Consider the following 21,030-nt stretch of genomic DNA (forward strand, 5'->3'; position numbering starts at 1 on the left):
GCGAGGGTTTATCAGCGAGGACGGGGCCAACGCCCCCGTGACGTAGGAACAGTCCCGCGCCGGGTCGCGGTCGCTCGGCACGCCGGCGCGGGTGACGAAGACGATAACGCTGGACGTCGTCGGCGTGCGGGTGCCGACTGTTCGCCACCACCGAGAGGCGTCAACGTCTCGTCGGATCCCGGGAGCCGCCGAAACAGACGACCGCTCACCCGCCGAGCGGCGCCGTGCCCCGGTAGAACAGCGCCGCGCCGAGGAGCGTCAGGCCGCCGACCAGGACCAGCGGCGGGGCGTAGCCGCCGGTGAACTCCCGGAGCACGTTCAGCGCGATCGGGATCGAGAACGCCGTCGTCGCCTCCGCGACCGTGAAGATCCCGACGATGGCTGTCGCGTTCGCCGGGCCGAACCGCTCGATGATGATGGGCGAGAACAGCGGTGCGACCGCGCCGAGGCCGACGCCGAAGCACACGACGAGCGCGTACATCGGGAGCGGCGTCGTCACCAGCGGGAGCGCAGCCATCCCGAGCGCCGCGAGCACGACGCCCGCGGTGAGGGTCACCCGCATCCCGATCCGGTCGGCGAACTCCCCACTGGCGACGCGCGCGGCGACGCTCACGCCGCCGACGATGCCGAACGCCGTGGCCGCGAGGGTTCGACGGATGCCGTTCGCCGTGAGGATGCCGACGAAGTCCGCCGAGAGCACGAAGTACCAGCTCCAGATCAGTGCGAACCCCGCGAGCGCGGCGAGGAACGACGGATCGGTCAGGTTCGACCGGAGCCACGCCGCGTCGACCGGCGAGACGTTCGTTCCCCGTCGTCCGGGAGGGCGGCGGTAGAGGAGGCTCGCCAGGAGGATCACCGCCGCCGTCGCGCCCCCGACCACGAGGAACGCGCCCCGAATCGACGTCCTGTCGAGGAGCCACACCCACACCGGCGGGAGGACGAAGACGCCGAGCCCGTTGCCGGTCATCGTGATGCCCATCGCCCGACCCTGGTACTCCTCGAACCACTGCGGGACGAGCGAGATGACCACGACGAACATCGCGCCCCCGGCCGTGCCGAGCAGCCCGAACGCGAGCACCAGCCCCGCGTAGGACGCGGTGATCTGCACCAGCCCGACGGCGACGGCGAAGACGGCACCCGCGGCGGCGACGACCGGGCGAAGCCGAACCCGCGCGACGACGACGCCGATGGCACCGCCCGCGACGTAAAACGCCGCCGTCGTGACCGAAAAGATCGACGAGACGCGAAGGCTCGCGAGTCCGAACGCGCTCCCCAGCGCCTGGGAGTACACGGTGAACGTGAAGACGATGCCCCAGATGAGCACGAGCAGGATCACGCCGAGCGCGACGATGAGCCAGCTAGTGAGCGAGTCGAGCGCGGAGTCGTGCACCTCGGTCATAGCAGTATATTCGAGAGCCGCACAGCCGAATCCGCGGTTGTGGGAGCGGCCGTTCGAGCGAAGCGTATCGCCAACGCCGCTTAGTGTTTTCTCTCGTCGACCGGTGAAAAACGCTCCCGGCGACAGCAGATATCATCGGCGTCACCCGGTTACTGTCGGGAACTCGGCGATCTGACCAAACTTTCATTAGTGTTTCACGGTAACTATGGATATGGCACTCGAAGGCCAGTCACGATACAGCATCGACGCCGACTGGAACAAACTCTATATCGACGGCGAGTGGATCGAATCCGAGAGCGGCGAGTCCACCCCCGTGGAAGACCCGTCCACCCGGGAAGTGGTCACGGAGGTACCCAGGGGAACAGAAGGCGACGTCGACGCCGCCTACGAGGCGGCCGTGGAGGCCCAAGCGGAATGGGGCGAACAACCTCCTGCGGCGCGAGAGGAACTCGTCCAGGGGCTCATTCACGCCCTCGACGAGCATCAGGAGGAGATCATCGAACTGATCACGACCGAGATCGGCGGCATCCACGGCGTCGGCGAGACGTCGGTCCAGATCACCCAGGACCACCTCGCGGAGGCCGCGACGCTCCCCCGGCGGATGAAAGGCGAGACCGCGGCCTCGAACATCCCCGGCAAGGAGAACATCGTCTACCGCGAACCCGAGGGGGTCGTCACGGTCATCTCCCCGTGGAACTTCCCGCTGAACCTCACGGCCCGCGCGCTCGCGCCCGCGGTAGCCGCCGGAAACTCGGTCGTCGTCAAGCCGGCGACCGACGCGCCGATCATCGGCGGACTCGTCTGGGCCCGACTGGCCGAGGAGGCGGGCTTCCCGGACGGCGTGATCAACGTCGTCACCGGCAAGGGCTCCGAGATCGGCGACCACATCGCCAGCCACCCCGACAGCGACGTCGTCGCCTTCACCGGTTCGACCGAGGTCGGTCAGCACGTCGCCGGTCTCGCTGCGGAGAACCTCGCGGTCCCGGCGATGGAACTCGGCGGCAACAACGCCCACATCGTCACCGAGGACGCGGACCTCGAGCAGGCGATCGACGCCGCAGTGTTCGGGTCGTTCATCCACCAGGGGCAGGTCTGCATCTCGATCAACCGTCACATCGTCCACGAAGCGGTGTACGACGAGTACGTCGAGCGACTCACCGAACGCGCGGAGGCGCTCCCCGCCGGCAGTGCTCACGACGAAGTCGTCCTCGGGCCCATCATCAACGAGTCCCAGCGCGATCAGATGCTCAACTACGTCGAGGAGACGATCGAGGCCGGCGCGACGCTCGAAACCGGCGGCGAGACGGTCGAACTCGACGGCGTCGAGGACTCGCTGGTCGTCAGGCCCACGGTGCTCTCGGACGCCACGAACGATATGTCGGCCGCGTGTAACGAGCACTTCGGCCCCATCGCGCCCGTGATCCCGTTCTCGGACGTCGACGAGGCGGTCGAGATGGCGAACGACACCGAGTACGGACTCGCCGGCTCGGTCCACGCCGGCGACATCGGGACCGGGCTCCAGATCGCCAAGCGGATGGACACCGGCAACGTCCACGTCAACGACCAGGGCATCAACGACGAGGCCCACGTCCCCTTCAGCGGCACGAAGGCCTCCGGCCTCGGCGGCTACAACTCCACGGACTTCCTCGACGAAGTGACCGAGAAGAAGTGGATCTCGCTGCAGCACGAACCGCGTGAGTTCCCGTTCTGAGATGGTGGACGGGACGGTCTGTATCGTCACCGGCGGGGGCAACGGCCTCGGACGGGCCGCCGCCCACGAACTCGCTGGCCACGGCGCGCGCGTCGTCGTCAACGACCTCGGCTGCGAGGTCGACGGCTCGGGGAGCGACGCCTCAGTCCCCGAGGACGTCGCGAGCGAAATACGCGACCGCGCCGGAACCGCGACCGCCCACCACGGCGACGTGAGCGACTTCGAGTACGCCGAGCGCCTGATCGCGGACACCGTCGAGGAGTACGGCCGCGTGGACTTCGTCTGCAACTTCGCGGGCGTCCTCCGCGACGGGATCAGCTACAAGCTGAGCGAGGAGGACTGGCGCGACGTCATCGAAACGAACCTCACCGGTCAGTTCGCGCCGCTGCGGGCCGCCGCGAAGCACTGGCGGGAGGCGAGCGAGTCGCAGGACGGCTTCGACCGACAGCGCTCGTACCTCGCGGTCAGCGCCGGTGCGGCGCGCGGGAGCCTCGGGCAGGCGAACTACGCCGCCGCGAAGGCGGGCGTCCTCGGGACGGTCCGCTCGGTATCGAACGAACTGGTCCGCTCGAACGTCCGGGTGAACGCCCTGGTACCGAACGGCTACACGCGGATGACCGAGACGGTGCCCGAGGAGCACCGGCCGTACACCGAGTCGGAGATGCCGCCCGAGAAGGTCGCCCCGCTCGTCGCCTACCTGGCGAGCGAGGCGGCCGAGGACATCACGGGCTGCACGCTGTACGCCGGCGGCGACCGCGTCGGGGTCTTCTCCGATCCGACGATGGAGGCAGTCGGCGTCTGTCCCGACGGCTGGACGCTCGAGTCGCTCTCGGAGCACTTCCGCGAGGACGTCGCGGGCGACGTCGAACTGAGCCGGACGGAGAGTTACCTGTAAGACGGGCGCTCGCTGTCGTCACTCGCCGGTTCGGAACCGACGCTCGCGCCGAAAGGCATCTTTTATCACGGATTCCGCCGATGGTTCCCGTATGCGATTCGTCCGCTACGACGACAATCAGCTCGGACTGCTCACAGAGGACGGAACCGGCGTCATCGACCTCTCGGACCGTCTCGGACTCGACGGCGACGAACCGCTCGTCGAGTACATCGACGGCGACTACGACGCCGCCGAGTACGAAGACGAAGACCCCGACTACGACGTCGACGACGTCGAGGTCGGGTCGCCCGTCGGCCGGCCGGGCAAGGTCATCGCCGCGCCGCTGAACTACGAGAACCACATCGAGGAGGCCATCGCGGACAAGGACATCACCACAGAAGAGTGGTTCTCGATCAAGGACAAGGGCTACTTCCTGAAGGCCCCCTCGAGCGTCGTCGGCCCCGACCACGGGATCGAACTCCCGTTCGAGGACCGCCGCACGGACCACGAGATCGAACTCGCCTTCGTGATGGGCGAGGAGGCCAAAGACGTCTCCGCCGAGGAGGCCTGGGACCACATCTTCGGCTACACGATCCTGCTCGACATCTCCCTGCGCGGCGATCAGGACCGCTCGAACCGGAAATCCTACGACACGTTCACCGTCATCGGTCCGTGTGTCGTCACGGCCGACGAGATCGACGACCCCCAGGACCTCCAGATGGAACTGCAGCTCAACGGCGAGCGCCGCCAGTACGAGAACACCGGCGATATGGTGTACACCTGCGCGGACGTCGTCCAGTACGCCTCTCTCGGCGCGACGCTGGAAGTCGGCGACGTCATCACCACGGGAACGCCCGAAGGCGTCAGCGAACTCCACGACGGCGACACCATCGACGCCGAAATCGAAGACGTGGGCTCGATGACCGTCGACGTTACCGGCCGCGACGTCTCCTACGCGGACGCCAACGTCACGAAAGGCGGCCAGGAGTAGGGTCGCTCGCGGCCTGGCGCATCGACGGATCACCGACGGACTGCCGCCGCTTCGTTCTGACGGGCCGGTTCGACCCCCGTCGTTCGGCCCGTCGCACGCGGTCCGAAAGGTAGGCTTAAGAAAGCCGGTGACGTACGACGTGGCAATCGATGTCACTGCTCGAAGTAGATTCGATAGACGTCGCGTACGGCAACGTGCAGGTCCTCTGGGACGTGAGCCTCTCCGTCGACAAAGGCGAGACAGTGGCGTTGCTGGGGGCGAACGGCGCGGGGAAGACGACGACCCTGAAAACGATCTGCGGGGACCTCGTGCCGATGGAGGGAGAGGTCCGGTACGACGGCGAGTCGATCGGTGACCTCCCCCACGAAGAGGTCGTCGCGAAGGGCGTCGCCCACGTGCCCGAGGGACGGGAGGTGTTCACCGAGAGCACAGTCCGTGAAAATCTCGAACTGGGATCGTACCTCGACCGGAGCGGGATGGACGACCGTCTCCAGCGGGTCTACGACATCTTCCCGCGGCTCGAAGAGCGGGCGAAACAGCAGGCCGGGACGCTTTCGGGCGGCGAACAACAGATGCTCGCGATCGGTCGCGGCCTGATGAGCGATCCGGACCTGCTCCTCCTCGACGAGGCGAGCCTCGGCCTCGCGCCGGTGCTCGTCGACGACGTCTTCGAGGCCATCCAGCGGATCAACGACGAGGGAACGACCGTCCTCCTCGTCGAGCAAGACATCTACAACGCGCTCCGCGTGGCCGACCGCGGCTACGTCATCCAGACCGGCGAGATCTCCCTGTCGGGGACTGCAGAGGAACTCGCCCAGGACAAACGCGTCGAAGAGTCGTACCTCGGCGCGTAGGTCCAGCGGAGTTCGGTTTTTCTCGGCACGAGATAAAAAGCGCGAGCAAAGCGCGAGCCCGGGCCGACTCAGTCGCGAGCGGCGTCGGTCTCGACCGTCTCCTCGACCAGATACTGCTTGATGAGTCCGTAGAGTCCCGTCGGGAGGAAAATGATGAAGAGGATAATCAGGATCCCCTCGACCGCCGAGGAGAACCCGCCGACGATCGCCGAGAGCCCGTTGTCGAGCAGCAGGAACAGCGCGGACCCGAAGATCGGGCCGGCGAACGTTCCCATCCCGCCGAGGATGACGATGACGAGGGAGTCGATCGTCCACGTGACCGCGAGCGTCGACTGCGCGTTGATGTACAGCGTGTAGTGACCGTACAGCGCGCCGGCGAGTCCCGCGAAGAACGACGAGACGACGAAGGCGTACATCTTGTACTTCAGCGGGTTGACGCCGAGACTGCTCGCGGCGTCTTCGTCGTCGTGGATGGCCTTCATTCCGAGGCCGGTCGGACCGCGGACGATGAGATACGTGATCACGACGGTCAGGATCGTCGCGACGAGCGTCAGGAAGAACATCGTATCGCCGTGCGAGATCGCCTCGCCCAGCGAGAGGTCGCCCTGCACGTAGTAGCCGGTCGCGCCGCCGGTCAGGTCCCGACGGTCGAGCATCACGAGTTCGATGACGGCCGCGAGCGCGAGCGTCCCGATGGCGAAGTAGTGGCCGCTCAGTCGGAAGATGACCGGGCCGATGACGAGCGCGATGAGCGCCGACGCGACCGCGCCGACCACGACCGCCGGAATGATCGGCAACTGGACCGACGCCGGAAAGCCCGCGGCCGACGGCGTCGTCAGCCACGCGGAGACGAACGCGCCCATCCCGAAGAACGCGGCGTGCCCGAGCGAGATCTGGCCAGCGTATCCGGCGAGCAGGTTCCACGAGACGCCGAGCATCACGAAGACGAGCCCCGTGAGGACGAGCCCCGTCAGCGAGTCCGTCGTGGTGAACGGCACGGTCACAAGCCAGAGCACGGCGAGGACGCCGAGCCCCTGCACGCGGCGGTCGGTCGCCAGCGACTCGCCCGGTGCTTTTTCGAGCAGCGCCATCACTCACCACCCCCGGAGCCACCGAACAGGCCCTCGGGTTTGACCAGCAGGACGGCCAGGAAGATGAGCAGGCTCACCACGTTGCGGTAGCCGCCGCCGAGGTACAGGGCCCCGAGGTTCTCGGAGACGCCCAGGACGAGACCGCCCACGAGCGTGCCGAGGACGCTGCCGACGCCGCCGAGAACGACCACGGCGAACGTCTTCAGCAGGTAGGACCACCCGACGTAGGGATCGATCGGGAACAGCATCGAGAGCAGCGCTCCGGCCGCGCCGGCGAGCGCCGTCCCGATACCGAGCGTGATGACGTAGATCTGATCGGTGTCGATCCCCATATACTTCGCGGCGGTCCGGTTCTGCGCGGTCGCGCGGATCGCCTGTCCCGTCTTCGTGTACTGCAGGAACGCCCAGGTGAGGACGATGAGCAGCACGCTGACGACGAACGTCACCGTCCGCGGGAACGACATATACGCGAGGCCGATGTCGATCCCGCTGCCGGGGAGTCCGATGTCGGCCGTCCGGGCGTCGCCGCCGAGGATGACACGGCCGAGGTTCTGCAGGATCAACGCGAGACCGAAGAGCACGATGATCGGTTGTTCGAGCCCCTCGTCGACGACGTGCTTCAGGAGCACCTTCTGCAGGAGGACGCCGAAACCGAACATCAGTACCATCGCGAGCAACATCCCCACGAGGGGGGTGATCCCCGTCGCCGTGAAGACGAGAATCGCGATGTACGCCCCGACCATCAGCATGTGGCCGTGGGCGAGGTTCACGATGTCCATAATCCCGAAGACGAGCGACAGGCCCAGGGCTGCGAGGGCGTAGATGCCCCCGAGTAGCAGCCCGTTCACCACTGATTGGGTGAGAAGGTCGGTTGCGACCATCTTAGGCGTGGCTGCTGACGTTCGTCCGACCGGTCATCGCTCGCTCCACGGCGGGATCGGGTATCGGAAGTCGACCGCGCGCTCGGAGTCGGTGTCCGGGTACGCGAGGCGCTGTGCGCCGTCCCACCACTGGCCGGTCGGCGCGGTCAGCTCGCCCTCCGCGGGCAGCCCGTTCTCCTCGAAGCTGAACGAGCCGATCACGGTCTCGAAATCCGTATTTCGGAGCGCGTCGCGGATCGCGGTGGGCTCGACGGAGCCTGCCGCCTCGACGGCCTGCTGGGCGACCTGCGTCAGGTTGTACGAGCCGCCGACGTTCGCGGGCATATACTCGCTCTCGACGTCGTACTCGTTGAAGAACGACTCTCGGAGCGCGGCGTTGCCGTTGCCGGTGAGTCCCGGCACCCAGCCGGGACACATCAGCGCGTAGGCGCCGTCCTGGCCGAGCGCCGACCACCATGCGGAGGGGTCCGCACCGCGGACGAACTTCAGCATCTTCGGGGCCCAGTTGTTGTCGCGCATCTGGTTGACCGCGGTGATGCCGCCGCCGGGCGTCGGGTTCGACAGAAGCACCTCGACCTCGTTGCTCTGTGCCTGCGAGATGAGCGTCGAGAAGTCCGAGGAACCGATCTCGAAGACCTCCCGCATCACGACCTCGTAGCCGGCTTCCGTGAGCGTGTCCTCCCAGTACTGAGCCTGCTCTTCGCCCCAGCCCGAGTTGGGCTCCCAGATGCCGACGTTCGTCGGCCGCTCCTCCTCGGGGATGAGTTCGAGCGTTCCGAGCGTCGAACGGGCGACGTCTCGGGACTTCGGGAACGGCGCGAAGGTCCACTCGTAGTTGTCGTTTCGGTGCGGTGCCTCGTAGGCGAACGCGATGCCCAGGAACGGAAGCCCCTGGTTCTCCGCGAAGGCGCTTCCGGCCGTGACGAGCAGGCTGGAGAAGCTCCCCCAGATCATATTGACGTCGTTGTTGCTCACGATGGCCTGGAGCTGCTCGCGGAGCGTCTGGGCGTCGCTCTCGTCGTCGCGGAGGACGAGTTCGACCTCCCGATCGAGTTCCTCGTTCATCCGCGCGACGCCGAGTTCGTAGCCCCGCCGGAGGTCCTGCCCGAGCGAGGAGAAACTCCCCGTTTCCGGGACCGTCCCGGCGATTGTGAGCGGGGTCGTGTCGCCGCCGCTGTCCCCGCCACTGTCGCCGCCGTCGTCTCCGCTGTCGCCGCCGTCGCCACCGCTGTCACCGCCACTGTCGCCGCCGTCGTCTCCGCCCCCGCCGCCGAGCGTACAGCCGGCGAGACCGGTGATCGCGAGCGTACCGGTCGCTCCGGCACCTTTCAGATACGTTCGTCGTCGAATCGAGGTGTCATCACGAGCCATACCGTGTGACACAATAATTATAATGGAATATAAAAGTGTATGGTCCAAAGCCGGGTCGGTTACGATGCAGATATCGGTCGGTAGCAGCGTTGAAAACGCCGTTTCGCGGGGGAGATCCGACAGACAGTCTCAGGAAGAGGGTTCGGCCTCGGCGTAGAGGTTGAACGCCTCGAAGACCGGCCGGTCCGTCATCGCCAGCAACGTCGCCTCGCCGTCGGGTTCGTGGTGGTGGATCTCGTCCGGCGGGACGATGAAGATGTCCCACTCGCCCCACTCGAAGGCCTCGTCGCCGATGTGGGTGATGCCCTCGCCGTCGATGACGAAGAACACCTCGGTCATGTTGTGGAAGTGCGGGTCGGTGTCCTCCTGCATCAACTGGGCGCGGAACGACATCGTCGGGAACAGCGGCGGTTCGCCACTGGCGGGGTTGACGTACGAGAGGCTGTAGCCGTCGTTCGGGTTCGGGTCGTTGTTGTCGGCGCGCTGGTGCAGCGACTCCACCATCTCCTCCCACTGGAAGCGATACGGCGGCGTGGGCTCCTGGTTCCCCTCGAATGGACCGGGGATCCCGTCTTCCTTCAGGTCCTCCTGCGCCCGCCCGCGGCCGTACTGGGAGGCCCAGTACCCCTGGCTCTTCGTGACCGGCTGTCGTTCGAGTTCGTGGTACTCGAAGGTGTTCTTGGCGTTCAGCGAGTCGAGGACGAGCGGGAGGTCGAGCACGTCGAGCCACGCGGCGGTTTCGTCGCTCTCGTTGACGTGGTCGTGCCACTCCCACTGCGGCGTCGTGATAAGGTCGTTGTCCTTCATCGGGAACTCCTCACCCGCGACGACCGTCTTCATATCCTCGTGGCCGTCGATGGTAAAGCGCAGGGCGTTCGCCCCGTGGCGGTGCGACGGCGCGGTCTCACCCGGCGAGACCGTCTGGATCCCGACGTAGATCGTGTTCGAGATCGCGTTCGCCGTGTTGATCGGGACGGCCACTCGTCGCTGGAACCCCGGCGGCAGGTCCGCGATCGGAACGTCGCGTTCGATCGCGTCGATGGACTCCTTGATGTCCTCCCACTTCCAGATGTCCGCCTCCGGGTCGTCGAGGACGGTACCCATCTCGTCTTCGACTTCCCAGAGTGGACGGAGGTCGTGCTCCTCGAGGATGCTCCGTGTATCGGAACTCATCTCTAGGAGTTCCTCTGGCTCTTGCTGTGCCATACATAATTGTTCGTAAAACTCGATAATAAGTGTGTTGGACGCTCGCACCCCACAGAACGCCGGAGTCGTCGCTAGCACCCGTTTTGCGCTTCGAAATCGACGCCCACGGCGACGCGCTCGCCTTACGCGGTGGCTTCGGCGGTCTCTGTGGCCTGCGCCTCGAAGACCTCCTCGGTGGTGAAGATAGACCGACAGTCCTCACACACCATCTGTCGTTGAATGGCGTACTCCCAGAGCTTCCCGCCACAGTTCAGACAGTCGAAATGCGCCTCGACGAACGGATCATTGGTCGCGTACGGGTTCTCGAACTCCGCCATACGACGAACTACTCGCGTAATTCCTAAAAGCGTATCGCCGGACCCGTCGTGCCGGCCAGAGATTTATATGCAATACCGGAACCAGACGGTCCGTGATTTGAAAGCCGCCCCGCGTCGGGTCGCGACTGTCCGGCACGTCGACGCGGGGAGACGGCGCGGGCGAGCGCGTCGTCGCGGGCGGGTGCCGGCTGTTCGCCGCAGTTCGACGGTCGTGAATGATCGACAGTGGTCCGTGGCCGTCGGGACGACGACGCCACTCCGGTCGGAGTCGACAAAAACCGTCCCGTCGTCGATTCGGTTACTCCTCGGCGTACTCGACGAACTTCGAGTGTATCTCCTCGGGGATTTCGACGGCGCCGCCACCGCCGGTTTCGGCACAGACGCGCTGCTCGTACCCCGAGAACGCGAGCGTGTCGCCGTTGTACGCCTCGTACTCGAACCGGACGGCGCGCGTGCTGGGGTCCGGCGTCAGCGTCATCCGGACATCGTCGCCCGCGTGGAGTGGGGCTTTGAATTCGAACTGCATATCGACGAGCGGGAATCCGAAGTCGTAGTTCTCCGTGAGCTCCCAGAACGGGAATCCGATCTCCTGCATAAACATATCCGAGGTCTCGTGGAGCGCGTCCACGATGCGGGGGTAGTGAGCGATGCCGTGTGGATCGGTGTCCGAGAACCGGACCGTCCAGGTGCGTTCGTACATTATCGTTCCTCAAGTACGACCAGCGCGTCGAGCGCTATCACTCCATCGGTCGTCGCAAGAACTGGGTTGACGTCGAGTTCGGCGATCGGCTGGTCGACGACCAGATCGCCGACGGCCGCGATGGTCTCGGCGAGGCTCTCGACGTCCGCAGGATCGCTGCCCCGGTAGCCCGAAAGCAGGGGCGCGGACTGTAACTCCTCGATCATCGCTCGGGCCTCGCGGCCGTCGATCGGGGCGATCCGGTGGCTGGTGTCCTCGAATATCTCCGTGAACACGCCCCCCAGTCCGGTAAGCACGACCGGGCCGAACGATGGATCGCGAACCCCGCCGACGATCACTTCGGTCCCCCGCTCCAGATCCATCGCCGCCTCGACGAGGACGTCGGCAGCGACACCGCGCTCGTCGGCGGCGTCGAGGACGGCCGTCGTGGCCTCCCGAACCGCGTCCGGGGTGTCGAGTCCGACGGCGACGCCGACGCCGCCCGCCCAGTCGCTCTTGTGCGTGACGTCCGGCGACGAGACCTTCACGACCACCGGATAGCCGATCTCGTCGGCCGCCGCGACCGCCTCGTCTGCGTCGGCACAGACCTCGAAGGCGGGCGTGTCGATACCGACCGACGCGAGGAGCCGCTTCCCCTCGGCCTCGGTCAGCGTGTCCCTGCCGTCTTCGCGAGCGGCAGCGATCGGTTCCGGGAGGGTCTCACTCATCGGCGGTCACCGCCTCGTCCGCGTTGGTCCCTGCCTGAAGTTCGCCGCCGTCGGTGACGCGATCGTCCTCGCGCAACTGCGCGTAGCGGGCCAGCGCACCGGCGGCGTCGGCGGCGCGTTCGGGCGTCTCGAAGAACGGGACGCCGACGTCTCTCAGCGCTTGGCGCTCGTCTGCCAACGCCTCCTCGATTCCCTCGGTCGCGAACAGGACGGGTTTGCCGACGCGTTCGGCGAGGCCGTCGAGTTCCTCGATCGGGAACCCGATCGCCGCCTCGAACAGTTCGTACACGAGGACGACGTCGACGCGGTCGTCCTCGGCGACGGCCGTCACGACCTCCCCGAACTCCGGCATCGGACGGCCCGTGTCGACGGGGTTGTCGGCGTAGGTGATCCCGGGGAGGATCTCGTCGACGCGCTCCTGCGTCTCCTCGGTGAGCTGTGGGAGCCGCCCACCGGCGCGCTGGATGCGGTCCGTGATGATGATCCCCGGCCCGGCCTGGGCGGTGACGACGCCGACGTTCGGACCGTCGGGCGTCGGAGAGTCTCCGAGCGCCGCGGCGGCGTCCAGGAGGTCGTCGGTGGCGTCGACCGTCGGGACGCCGTACTGGGCGAAGCCGGCGGTGTACAGTTCGTGATCGCCCGTGAGCGCGCCCGTGTGCGACTCGGCGAAGTCGCCGACGTCGGACTGCCCGACCTTGTACGCGATCACCGGCGTGTCGCTCTCCCGGCAGGCTTCGAGCAGCCGTCGGCCGTCGTCGGTCCCCTCGACGTGGAGGACGATCGCGTCGGTCTTCTCGTCGCCGTCGAAGTACTCGATCGCCTCGGCGAAGCCGACGTTCGCGCGGTTCCCGAGGCCGACCTCCGCGGAGACCCCCCTGCCCTGCCGCCGGGCCTGGAACGCCAGCACGAGGCCGACGCCGCCGCTCTGGGCGACGACGGCGACGTTGCCCGCCGGGATCTCCTCGGCCCCGCTGGCGAACGAACACCGGAGGTCGAGTGCGGGGACGATGAACCCGCTGGTGTTCGGGCCGAGCAGCGAGATATCGTACTCGTCGGCGACGTCGACGATGGCCGTCTGCAGCGCCTCGCCCTGCTCGCCGGCTTCGGCGAATCCGCTGGCGTAAATGACCGCCGCGCCGATCCCCGCCTCGCCGCACTCTTCGAGCACCTCCGGCACTGCAGGTCCGGGAACGCAACAGAGCGCCAGGTCGACGTCGCCGTCGATTTCTGTCACCGACGAGACGAACCGCGACCCGAACAGTTCCCCCGTGGCCGACGGGTTCACCGGATACACCGGTCCGTCGAACCTCGCGGCGTTCGCCATCGCCTCGTATCCGATCTTTCCCTCGGTCGCCGACGCGCCGACGACGGCGATTCCCGAGGGGTCGAAGAGCTGTCTGAGAGTCACGGTCTCACATATAGCGAACACCATCAAAGCGTTTTCCCCCGTGACCGATGCCGTTCGACGGCCGACAGCAAGGTCGGAAAGGCCTCCGAAACCGGAGGCGGTCTCGGGGACGCCCCCGGCCCTGTCCGGGTGTCCCGTGGTCGGAGGCCGCTCCGTGGACAGGGCCGCTCCGTTCCCGAAGCCGCTCGCGTATTCCGTAAGTTTATCATCGTGGCTTGGATATCGATCGATAATGACGTTATTGGAAGGACGAGGGCTGACGAAGAAGTTCGGCGGGGTCGTCGCCATCGAAGACGTCTCTTTCACTGTCGAGCGCGGCGAGGCCGTCGGGCTCATCGGTCCGAACGGCGCCGGGAAGAGTACCCTGTTCCGGACGATCACCGGCGTTCACCCGCCGACCGAAGGACAGGTGTTCTTCGACGGCGAGGACATCACCGGCGAGTCCCAACACGAGATCTGTCACCGCGGCTTAGCGAAGACGCACCAGATCGTCCGCCCCTTCGGGAGCCTCTCGCTCATCGAGAACGTCGCCGTCGGCGCGTCCTTCGGCGGGCGAACGTTCGACGATCCCAGAGAGCGCGCGGCGGAGATGCTCGAGTTCGTCGGCCTCGAAGAGCAGATGCACGCCGACACGGGCGAACTCAGCGTCGGGCAGCTCAAGCGGCTCGAAATCGCGCGCGTGCTCGCGACCGACCCCGAGATGGTGCTCTTCGACGAGGTCGCCGGCGGACTCGACCCCGAGGAGACCGAGGGCATCATCGACCTCGTCGGCGACATCATCGACGAGGGGAAGACGGTGTTCCTCATCGATCACGTGATGCGCGCGCTGATGAGCGTCAGCGAGCGCGTGATGGTGCTCGACAACGGGAAACTCATCGCCCAGGGGACGCCCGAAGAGATTCAGAACGACGACCAGGTCATCGAGGCGTACCTCGGCGAGCACGCCGGGAAGGACCTCTCGGACGCGATCGCCGAGAGCTGAAACCGCCGCTGACCGGAGGGGTCCCGCTCGCAACCTACCGCTTGCCGGCGAAGTCCACGAACGCGGCGATCTTCTCGCTCGCGTCCTCGGTGACGCTCGATCCGTGATACACCAGGCCGACGTCGAACTCGTAGTCGAGCAGTCGCGAGAGCGACTCGTCGGCGGCCGCCAGGTCCGCCGAGTAGTGCGCCGTCGGGAGAACGAAGTGTCCCGCCGGGAGCCCGCGGGCGTCCGACCCGAACAGCGCGTCGCCGAGGACGGCGACGCCCGCGGCTTCGTCGACGAGCGCGTGGTGCGCTGCGGCGTGGCCTGGAACGTGGACGGCCGTGAACGCCCCCACCTGATCGCCGTCACCGAAGCGGTGGTCCACTGCCACGTCGACGTCGACGCCTTCTGGCACCCACGTCTCCAGGTCGAAGCGCTCGACGAGACCGGCGAGGCCGCCCACGTGATCCGGATCCCCGTGGGTGATCACGATCCGCTCCGGCGCGATCCCGAGCGAGTCGAGGGCGTCGGCGACGACGTCGACGGTGTCCTCGAAGCCGGCGTCGACGAGTGTCGGCGTCTCGCCGTCGAAACAGAAGACGCGCCACCGGGCGTCCGGTGCCCTCCGCACGGTGATGTCGTAGACGTCCGGTGCGATCTCGGTGACGGGCAGATCTGGATCTGGCATCGTTTCTCGATACGCCGTCGCCCGTGTTAAAGGGTACCATCGACCCCGAACCGATTCGGCGCGTGATTCGCCGACCGCGCACGCATCGACATTCCTATTGTGGATCACGGTGACACGACGGACACGAACGATGACAGATGGAATCCCGGCGCGGGCACGCGGGGCGCTCCCGATCGATCCCTCCTGGCTCGCTCTCCCCGCGGGCGTTCTCGTCGCCGGCGCGGTTCTCCAGTTCGCGCCCCTGTCGGCCGAGGCCGCTCGGATGCTCGCGATCACGCTGTTCTGTGTCGCGATGTGGATCGGGTCGCCGGTCGATCCGTGGTTCACCGCGCTGATCGGGATCGGGCTGATCGGCGTGGGGTTCTCGGCCGAACTCGCGCTGACCGGGTTCCAGTCGCCCGCGACGTGGCTGGTCGTCGTCGGTCTCCTCGTCGGCGAGGCCGCGACAGCCAGCGGACTGGCCGGTCTCGTCGAGCGGACCTCGCTGCACCGGATGCCCGACCGCATCGCCACCGACGCGGTCGCCGTCTACCGGTACCTGCTCGTCGTCCTCTCGGTCGGCAGCCTGGCGCTCGCGGTCCTGGTCCCCTCGTCGCTGGTGCGGGTGCTCATCCTCGCGCCGATCCTCAAGTCGCTGGGCGACCTGTTCACCGAGCGGAGCCCGAAGATCGGGATCTTCCTCGGCCCGCTCTTTGCCACCTACTACGGCGCGTCGGGCGTCCTGACCGGGTCGCTCGCGAACATCATCGTCACCGGACTCGTGGAGTCGAGCGGCGGCCCCGCGATCACCTGGACGGAGTGGACCCTCTGGATGGGCCCCGTGATGGGGATCGGTCGCGTCGTCGTCGTCGTCGCCGTCACGTACCTCCTCTATCGACCCCGGGACCGGAGCGCTATCGACGCCCCGGATCGGATCGAGTCCGTCTCCGCGTCGCCGCAGGAGCGGCGGATGCTTCTCTTCTTGCTCGTCGGCGTCGGGGTCTGGGCGACGGACTTCCTCCACGGGCTGCACCCGCTCTTCGGCGCGCTCGTCGTCGCGCTCCTGGCGTTTTCGCCCCGGATCGGAGTCATCGACCACGAGGCGATCGGCGAGACCGACTTCTCGATCCTCTTCTTCCTCGGCGCGATCTTCGCCATCGCCGAGGGACTCCGGCGGACGGCCTTCACCGACCTGGCCGCCGAAACGATGCTCTCGTACCTACCGAGCGACCCGTCGCTGCCGCTCGTCCTGCTCTTCGTCGTCGGCGTCTCGATGTCGCTCGCGTTCGTGATGGAGGGGATGGCGGTCGCGAGCGTGATCACGCCCGTGTTCGTCTCCTTCGCGAACAGCGCGGGAATCCCGCTCGTTCCCGTGGCGATGATCGAGAGCGTCGCACTGAACGCGTACTTCTTCCCGTATCAGTCGGCCGTGCTGGTCGCGATGCTCGGCCTCGGCGTCGTCGACACGATGGAACTGAGCCGGATGGCGGCGCTCTGTACCATCGCGACGCTCGTGTTTCTCCTGCCGATCCAGATCGCGCTGTTCGTCTTCCTGTTCTGACCTCCCGTCTCGTCGACCGGGAGCCGCACCCGTTCGGTCCCCTCAAGCGTCCCGTTTTGATAGTGAAAACGCCCGCTCGTCCGGTCGCTACGAGAAGTACTTCTCGACGAGGTCCTCGCGCTGGATCGTCCCCGTGTCGGTGCGGGGGAGCGCCTCGTCCGTTATCGCGTACGCCCGGGGGCGCTTGAAGTCGGCGAGGCCGTCGTGCTGGAGACAGTACTCCTCGAGGTCCTCCTCGGAGAGTTCCGCCCCCGTCTCGGTGACGACGACGGCCGTGACGACCTGCCCCCAGTCCTCGTCGTCGAGGCCGAAGACGCAGGCCTCGGCCACGTCGGGGTGGTTGCCGAGGACCCGTTCGACCTCCGCCGGGTAGACGTTCTCACCGCCGCTGTTGATCATGTTGTCGACGCGGTCGACAATGTAGAGGTATCCCTCCTCGTCGATTCTGGCCACGTCGCGGGTCCGGAGCCACCCGTCGAAGTAGGACTTCTCGGTCGCCTCCTCGTTGTCGATGTACTCGTGCGACATTCCCGGACCGCGGGCGATGATCTCCCCGCGTTCGCCGGCGTCGACGGTGGCTTCGGGGTCGGGGTCCTCCGAGAGCGGCGCGGTCTCGACGACGCGGATCTCCCAGGTGAACGATTCCTTTCCGATGGTGCCGGGGTGCTCCTCCTGGACGCTCGGGTGCGCGAAGGTGAGGTCCGGCCCCGCTTCGGTCATCCCGTAGGTGTTGTAGACGTGCTCCGAGAGGTGTTCGTGGGTCGCCTCGATGAGGTTCTCGGTGACGATCGCGCCGCCGGTGCGGATGTACGACAGGGAGTCGGAGTCGTACGGCGTCGCCGACTCGCGCTGGACGTCGTTGAGCGCCTTCAGTTGCGTCGGCACGGCGAGTAGCCCCGTGACCTCGTGGGTCTCGATGAGGTCCAGCGCCTCCTCGGGGTCGAACGCCGAGTGGAGGACGACCGTCGCGCCCGCGACGAAGTGCGGATAGAGCCACGCGTCGGTCGTGACCATGTGGTACCACGGCGAGGTGCACAGCGCCGTGTCAGTCTCGTCGATCCCGTGCTCCATAATGACCTGGACCGCGCCGTACCACAGCTGTTCCTGGTCGAACGCGACGGTCTTCGGGACGCTCGTGGTCCCGCTGGTGTGCAGCACGGCGCACTCGTCGTCCGCCGGGAGCGACTCGTCGAGGCTCGGGGCAGCCTCGTCGAGGACGGTCTCGTAGGACTCGACGGCCTCGTGGTCGACGTCGCGGTCGCCGGCGTGGATGGCGACGTCGAACGCGCCGCGGTCGAGGAGTTCGAGGGCGTCGTCGGCGTTGTGATCGTCGAAGATCAGCGCTTCGGCCTCCGCGGTATCGGCCATCTGTTGTAACTCGGTCACCGTCGCCCGGTAGGAGAGTTGCACCGTCGCGAGACCGCGCTTGTTTCCGGCCCACATCGACTCGATAGCGGAGAAGTGATTGATCGCGAGCACGGCGAATCGCTCCGCCCCGATCCGATCGGTGACGGCGTTCGCCAGTCGGGTGCTCCGATCGTCCAGTTCGGCGTACGTGAACGAGCGGCCGTCGTCGGTTACGAGCGCCGGCTTGTCCGGATGACAGCGGACCGAGCGCGCGAGGGCATCTCCTAGTTTCATAGTCTCGTGTTACGCATCACCAAGCCAACTGCAACATTAATTGTTTTGATCGGTGGTGCCGCTCTCACCCCGGTCGTCGCCGTCGCGGCGAATTTATCACCGGTCGGCCGGAACCGAGACAGTATGACACGAGTGCGCGACGGACTGGACGACCTACTCGCGTACGTCCGACCCACGTTTATGCTGCCTGCCGTCGGGATCTCGGTCGTCGGTGCCGCCTTGGCGCCCCTCTCCGAGTTCGCGTGGTCGGTCGCCGCGCTCCACGCCGGCACCGTGGGACTGGCGCTGTTCGTGGCTCACCTCCGGGACGGATACGTCGACGGCCACCGGCGCGGCGAGGAGACGCCGCGGCTCTCCGTCGCGGGGTTCCGGCGAGGGATCTGGGCTGGTTCGGTCGGCGTGATCGCACTCTCCGGGCTCCTGGCCACGGTCTCGGGAATCATCGCGGCGCTCTCGACGATCGTTCTGCTCGCGCTCGCCCTCGTTCACGCGCCGTACCTCGACCGACATCCGATCACCGTCACCGTCGACTATCCGGTCGGAATCGGCGTCGCGCTGGTCGGGGGTCACGCGGCACAGACGGGCGAGATAGGCTTCGCCGCCGCCGTCGCCGCGCTCTTCGTCGCCCTGCTCGCGGGTATCAAGGTCGGGATCGACCGCCTCGACGAGGCGTTCGACCGATCGATCGGCAAGCGAACCCTCCCGGTCGCGCTGGGGTCGAGAGCGGCGAACCGCGTCGCGGCCGGTCTCTTTCTCGCGACCGCGCTCGGGACGGCCGGTCTCGGCGTCGGGGGGGCTGCGGATCTGCTCCCCGTTCGCCCCGCACTTGCGGTGTCGGCGGCCGTCGTCCCCGTCGGTTGCGTTCTCGCGACGGCGCTGTTCCCACCGGAACGAGCCGTCCGGCTCCAGATGGGCCTGACCTACGTGTTCACGGCGCTGCTCTTTCTCTCCGCCTGCGATCCCCAGTGTGCGGGCGTCGCGTTCGGCGAAGGCGCTCTCGAAGCACTCCGGTCCGGGATCGCCGTCTGACCGGCCTCACCGGTAAGCGATCGTGAGGTCGATCTCGTCCGTGGCCGCGCGCAGGCGTTCGAGGATCTCTCCCTCGCACCGCTCTTTCGACATCCGGTGGGCCGGGCCCGCCACGCTCAGCGCGCCCTGAATCTCGCCCTCGACGGTCAGCGGCACGCCGATCGCCTGGACGCCCTCGAGATCCTCGCTGAGGTTGAGCGCGTACCCCTGTTCGCGGATCTGTTTCAGTTCCTCGTCGAGTCGGTCCCGGTCGGTGATCGTGTTCTCGGTTCGGGCGGGCAGGCCGTGTCGCTCGACGATCCGGTCGACCTCCGCCTCGGGCAGGTGTGCGAGAATTGCCTTGCCCCCGGAGTTGTAGTGCATATGATCCTGCGTCCCGAGGATCGTGTTGACGTTGATGTCGTTGTCACCGCCCCGGCCGTACACGTAGATCGCCTTGCCGTTCTGGTGCGCGATCAACCACGTCATCTCGCCGGTCTCCCGTTCGAGTCGATCGACGGCTGCCAGTCCGGACTGGAAGATTTCGAGTTGCCCGCGGACGTACTGGCCGTACTCGAAAAATCGGAGCCCGAGGTGGTACTCCCCACCGCGCTTGACGACGAAACCGCGCTCTACGAGCGTCGTCAGGTGCCCGTGGACGGTGCTCTTGGCGATTTCGAGGCGGTCTGCGAGTTCGGTGACTCCCTCCCCATCGAGACGACGGAGGAGTTCGACGACGTCGAACAACGTCTCGTCGGACTTGATCCCGCGGCTTTTCTCCGATTTCTGTCCCATACCCGTACTCTTCGAAGCGAAAACAAGTATCTGTCGCGTATATTCGTCCGGAACTATCGCGAATGAACGACGAAGTGGCCGCCATAGCGTTCGCTACTGTCGAATCCCACGAATTCGAGGCGGGATATAACAACCGTACGGGTGTTACTGATACCCCGTCCGATTTTCACATACAAAATGAGCGCACCGATCGATGCGAACCGACCAAACGTACCGTGTTACCGGAGTCCACGACGGGGTCAGCCGATACTCTCACCAGTTTATGTTCGGCACTATCGAACGGCTTTCCGCTCGTCAGTCGACCTCTCGCGCGTCCAATCCCGCATCGCGGAACCGGGCGGCCAGTTCGACGTACGTCTCGTGGGTCCGTTCGATCTGTGCGAGTTGCGCGTCCGTAAGGGGTCTCGTCTCCGCGGGAGTCCCGTACGCGAGGTGCCCCGACGGAACGGTCTGATCCTTCCGGACGACGGCGTTGGCGGCCACGATACAGTGGTCCTCGACGGTCGCTCCCCCCAGGACGGCGCTCTGCATCCCGACGAGCGAGTGGGCTCCAACGTCGGCGTAATCGACGACGGCACCGTGGCCGACCGTGACCCCGTCACCGAGCGTCGCCCCGTGGAGCATCGCGAACTCCTGGACGTTCGTCTCCGTGCCGACGACCACTCCCGTCCCGTGCCCGCGAAGGCAGGCGAACGGCCAGATACTCGAACGACCTCCGACTTCGATGTCACCGACGAGATACGCCGCCTCGGAGACGAACGCGTCGTCCGCGGCGGTCGGTTCCGCATCCTCGAACGCTCGTAGCATACCTATGAGACGGGGACCGCGTGGCATAAATTCCGGTGTCGATCCCGCGCTGTCTCCCGATTCCCGTTCCGAGA

20 protein-coding genes are annotated in these 21,030 nt (G+C 66.7%); 7 read left to right on the forward strand and 13 right to left on the reverse strand.

What is annotated here, in order from left to right; genetic code table 11:
• Positions 1 to 205: 205 nt before the first annotated feature.
• Positions 206 to 1,399 carry an MFS transporter gene (locus NO360_RS08965; RefSeq protein WP_256307451.1) on the reverse strand — a complete coding sequence of 398 codons (1,194 nt, stop codon included), beginning with the start codon at positions 1,397 to 1,399 and terminating at the stop codon, positions 206 to 208.
• 211 nt (positions 1,400 to 1,610) lie between these two features.
• On the opposite strand from NO360_RS08965, the gene NO360_RS08970 reads away from it, so the two are divergent.
• From NO360_RS08970 to NO360_RS08985, 4 genes are all read left to right on the forward strand, one after another.
• Positions 1,611 to 3,110, forward strand: coding sequence for an aldehyde dehydrogenase family protein (locus NO360_RS08970; RefSeq protein ID WP_256307452.1), 1,500 nt, complete (start codon positions 1,611 to 1,613; stop codon positions 3,108 to 3,110).
• A gap of 1 nt (position 3,111) precedes the next feature.
• The gene (locus NO360_RS08975; protein WP_256307453.1) at positions 3,112 to 4,005 is read left to right on the forward strand and encodes an SDR family oxidoreductase; all 894 of its coding nucleotides are present in this window, start codon (positions 3,112 to 3,114) and stop codon (positions 4,003 to 4,005) included.
• 91 nt (positions 4,006 to 4,096) lie between these two features.
• Entirely contained in the window at positions 4,097 to 4,975 is an 879-nt protein-coding gene (locus NO360_RS08980) for a fumarylacetoacetate hydrolase family protein (RefSeq protein ID WP_256307454.1), read from the forward strand.
• 149 nt (positions 4,976 to 5,124) lie between these two features.
• Positions 5,125 to 5,829 (forward strand): ABC transporter ATP-binding protein, encoded by a 705-nt coding sequence (locus tag NO360_RS08985; protein WP_256307456.1) that lies wholly within the window; start codon positions 5,125 to 5,127, stop codon positions 5,827 to 5,829.
• A gap of 68 nt (positions 5,830 to 5,897) precedes the next feature.
• Here the strand turns inward: NO360_RS08985 and NO360_RS08990 are convergent, their stop codons facing one another.
• The 8 genes from NO360_RS08990 to NO360_RS09025 all read right to left on the reverse strand — a co-directional run bounded on the left by NO360_RS08990 (position 5,898) and on the right by NO360_RS09025 (position 13,510).
• Positions 5,898 to 6,920 (reverse strand): branched-chain amino acid ABC transporter permease, encoded by a 1,023-nt coding sequence (locus NO360_RS08990; protein ID WP_256307457.1) that lies wholly within the window; start codon positions 6,918 to 6,920, stop codon positions 5,898 to 5,900.
• Complete coding sequence (locus NO360_RS08995; RefSeq protein WP_256307458.1) at positions 6,920 to 7,801, reverse strand: branched-chain amino acid ABC transporter permease; 882 nt, start codon at positions 7,799 to 7,801, stop codon at positions 6,920 to 6,922. The genes NO360_RS08990 and NO360_RS08995 overlap by 1 nt, the downstream gene beginning before the upstream one ends.
• Before the next feature lie 33 nt (positions 7,802 to 7,834).
• Positions 7,835 to 9,172 carry an amino acid ABC transporter substrate-binding protein gene (locus NO360_RS09000; protein WP_256307459.1) on the reverse strand — a complete coding sequence of 446 codons (1,338 nt, stop codon included), beginning with the start codon at positions 9,170 to 9,172 and terminating at the stop codon, positions 7,835 to 7,837.
• A 129-nt stretch (positions 9,173 to 9,301) separates the two neighbouring features.
• Positions 9,302 to 10,378 carry a cupin domain-containing protein gene (locus NO360_RS09005; RefSeq protein ID WP_256307460.1) on the reverse strand — a complete coding sequence of 359 codons (1,077 nt, stop codon included), beginning with the start codon at positions 10,376 to 10,378 and terminating at the stop codon, positions 9,302 to 9,304.
• A gap of 122 nt (positions 10,379 to 10,500) precedes the next feature.
• Complete coding sequence (locus tag NO360_RS09010) at positions 10,501 to 10,695, reverse strand: hypothetical protein (RefSeq protein WP_256307461.1); 195 nt, start codon at positions 10,693 to 10,695, stop codon at positions 10,501 to 10,503.
• A gap of 298 nt (positions 10,696 to 10,993) precedes the next feature.
• The gene (locus NO360_RS09015) at positions 10,994 to 11,395 is read right to left on the reverse strand and encodes an acyl-CoA thioesterase (protein WP_256307462.1); all 402 of its coding nucleotides are present in this window, start codon (positions 11,393 to 11,395) and stop codon (positions 10,994 to 10,996) included.
• A complete protein-coding gene (locus NO360_RS09020; RefSeq protein ID WP_256307463.1) occupies positions 11,395 to 12,102 on the reverse strand; it encodes an acetate--CoA ligase family protein in 708 nt (235 codons plus the stop codon). The genes NO360_RS09015 and NO360_RS09020 overlap by 1 nt, the downstream gene beginning before the upstream one ends.
• Entirely contained in the window at positions 12,095 to 13,510 is a 1,416-nt protein-coding gene (locus NO360_RS09025) for a CoA-binding protein (protein WP_256307464.1), read from the reverse strand. The genes NO360_RS09020 and NO360_RS09025 overlap by 8 nt, the downstream gene beginning before the upstream one ends.
• A 232-nt stretch (positions 13,511 to 13,742) precedes the next feature.
• Between NO360_RS09025 and NO360_RS09030 the strand changes: the two genes are divergently transcribed.
• On the forward strand, positions 13,743 to 14,492 hold the full coding sequence (locus tag NO360_RS09030; protein ID WP_256307465.1) for an ABC transporter ATP-binding protein: 750 nt from the start codon (positions 13,743 to 13,745) through the stop codon (positions 14,490 to 14,492).
• Between the two features lie 34 nt (positions 14,493 to 14,526).
• Here the strand turns inward: NO360_RS09030 and NO360_RS09035 are convergent, their stop codons facing one another.
• The gene (locus NO360_RS09035; RefSeq protein WP_256307466.1) at positions 14,527 to 15,165 is read right to left on the reverse strand and encodes an MBL fold metallo-hydrolase; all 639 of its coding nucleotides are present in this window, start codon (positions 15,163 to 15,165) and stop codon (positions 14,527 to 14,529) included.
• Between the two features lie 130 nt (positions 15,166 to 15,295).
• Here NO360_RS09035 and NO360_RS09040 point away from each other — a divergent pair, with 130 nt between their 5' ends.
• Entirely contained in the window at positions 15,296 to 16,705 is a 1,410-nt protein-coding gene (locus tag NO360_RS09040; RefSeq protein WP_256307467.1) for an SLC13 family permease, read from the forward strand.
• A gap of 87 nt (positions 16,706 to 16,792) precedes the next feature.
• On the opposite strand, the gene NO360_RS09045 is transcribed toward NO360_RS09040, so the two are convergent.
• Positions 16,793 to 18,346, reverse strand: a complete 1,554-nt coding sequence (locus NO360_RS09045) for a class I adenylate-forming enzyme family protein (RefSeq protein WP_256307468.1) — start codon at positions 18,344 to 18,346, stop codon at positions 16,793 to 16,795.
• 123 nt (positions 18,347 to 18,469) lie between these two features.
• Between NO360_RS09045 and NO360_RS09050 the strand changes: the two genes are divergently transcribed.
• Complete coding sequence (locus NO360_RS09050; protein WP_256307470.1) at positions 18,470 to 19,375, forward strand: UbiA prenyltransferase family protein; 906 nt, start codon at positions 18,470 to 18,472, stop codon at positions 19,373 to 19,375.
• A 6-nt stretch (positions 19,376 to 19,381) separates the two neighbouring features.
• On the opposite strand, the gene NO360_RS09055 is transcribed toward NO360_RS09050, so the two are convergent.
• Together NO360_RS09055 and NO360_RS09060 are read right to left on the reverse strand one after the other, a co-directional pair.
• A complete protein-coding gene (locus tag NO360_RS09055; RefSeq protein ID WP_256307471.1) occupies positions 19,382 to 20,149 on the reverse strand; it encodes an IclR family transcriptional regulator in 768 nt (255 codons plus the stop codon).
• A gap of 294 nt (positions 20,150 to 20,443) precedes the next feature.
• Positions 20,444 to 20,956 carry a gamma carbonic anhydrase family protein gene (locus NO360_RS09060; RefSeq protein WP_256307472.1) on the reverse strand — a complete coding sequence of 171 codons (513 nt, stop codon included), beginning with the start codon at positions 20,954 to 20,956 and terminating at the stop codon, positions 20,444 to 20,446.
• Positions 20,957 to 21,030: the final 74 nt, after the last annotated feature.

This window comes from Halobellus litoreus (assembly GCF_024464595.1).
GTDB lineage: Archaea > Halobacteriota > Halobacteria > Halobacteriales > Haloferacaceae > Haloquadratum > Haloquadratum litoreum.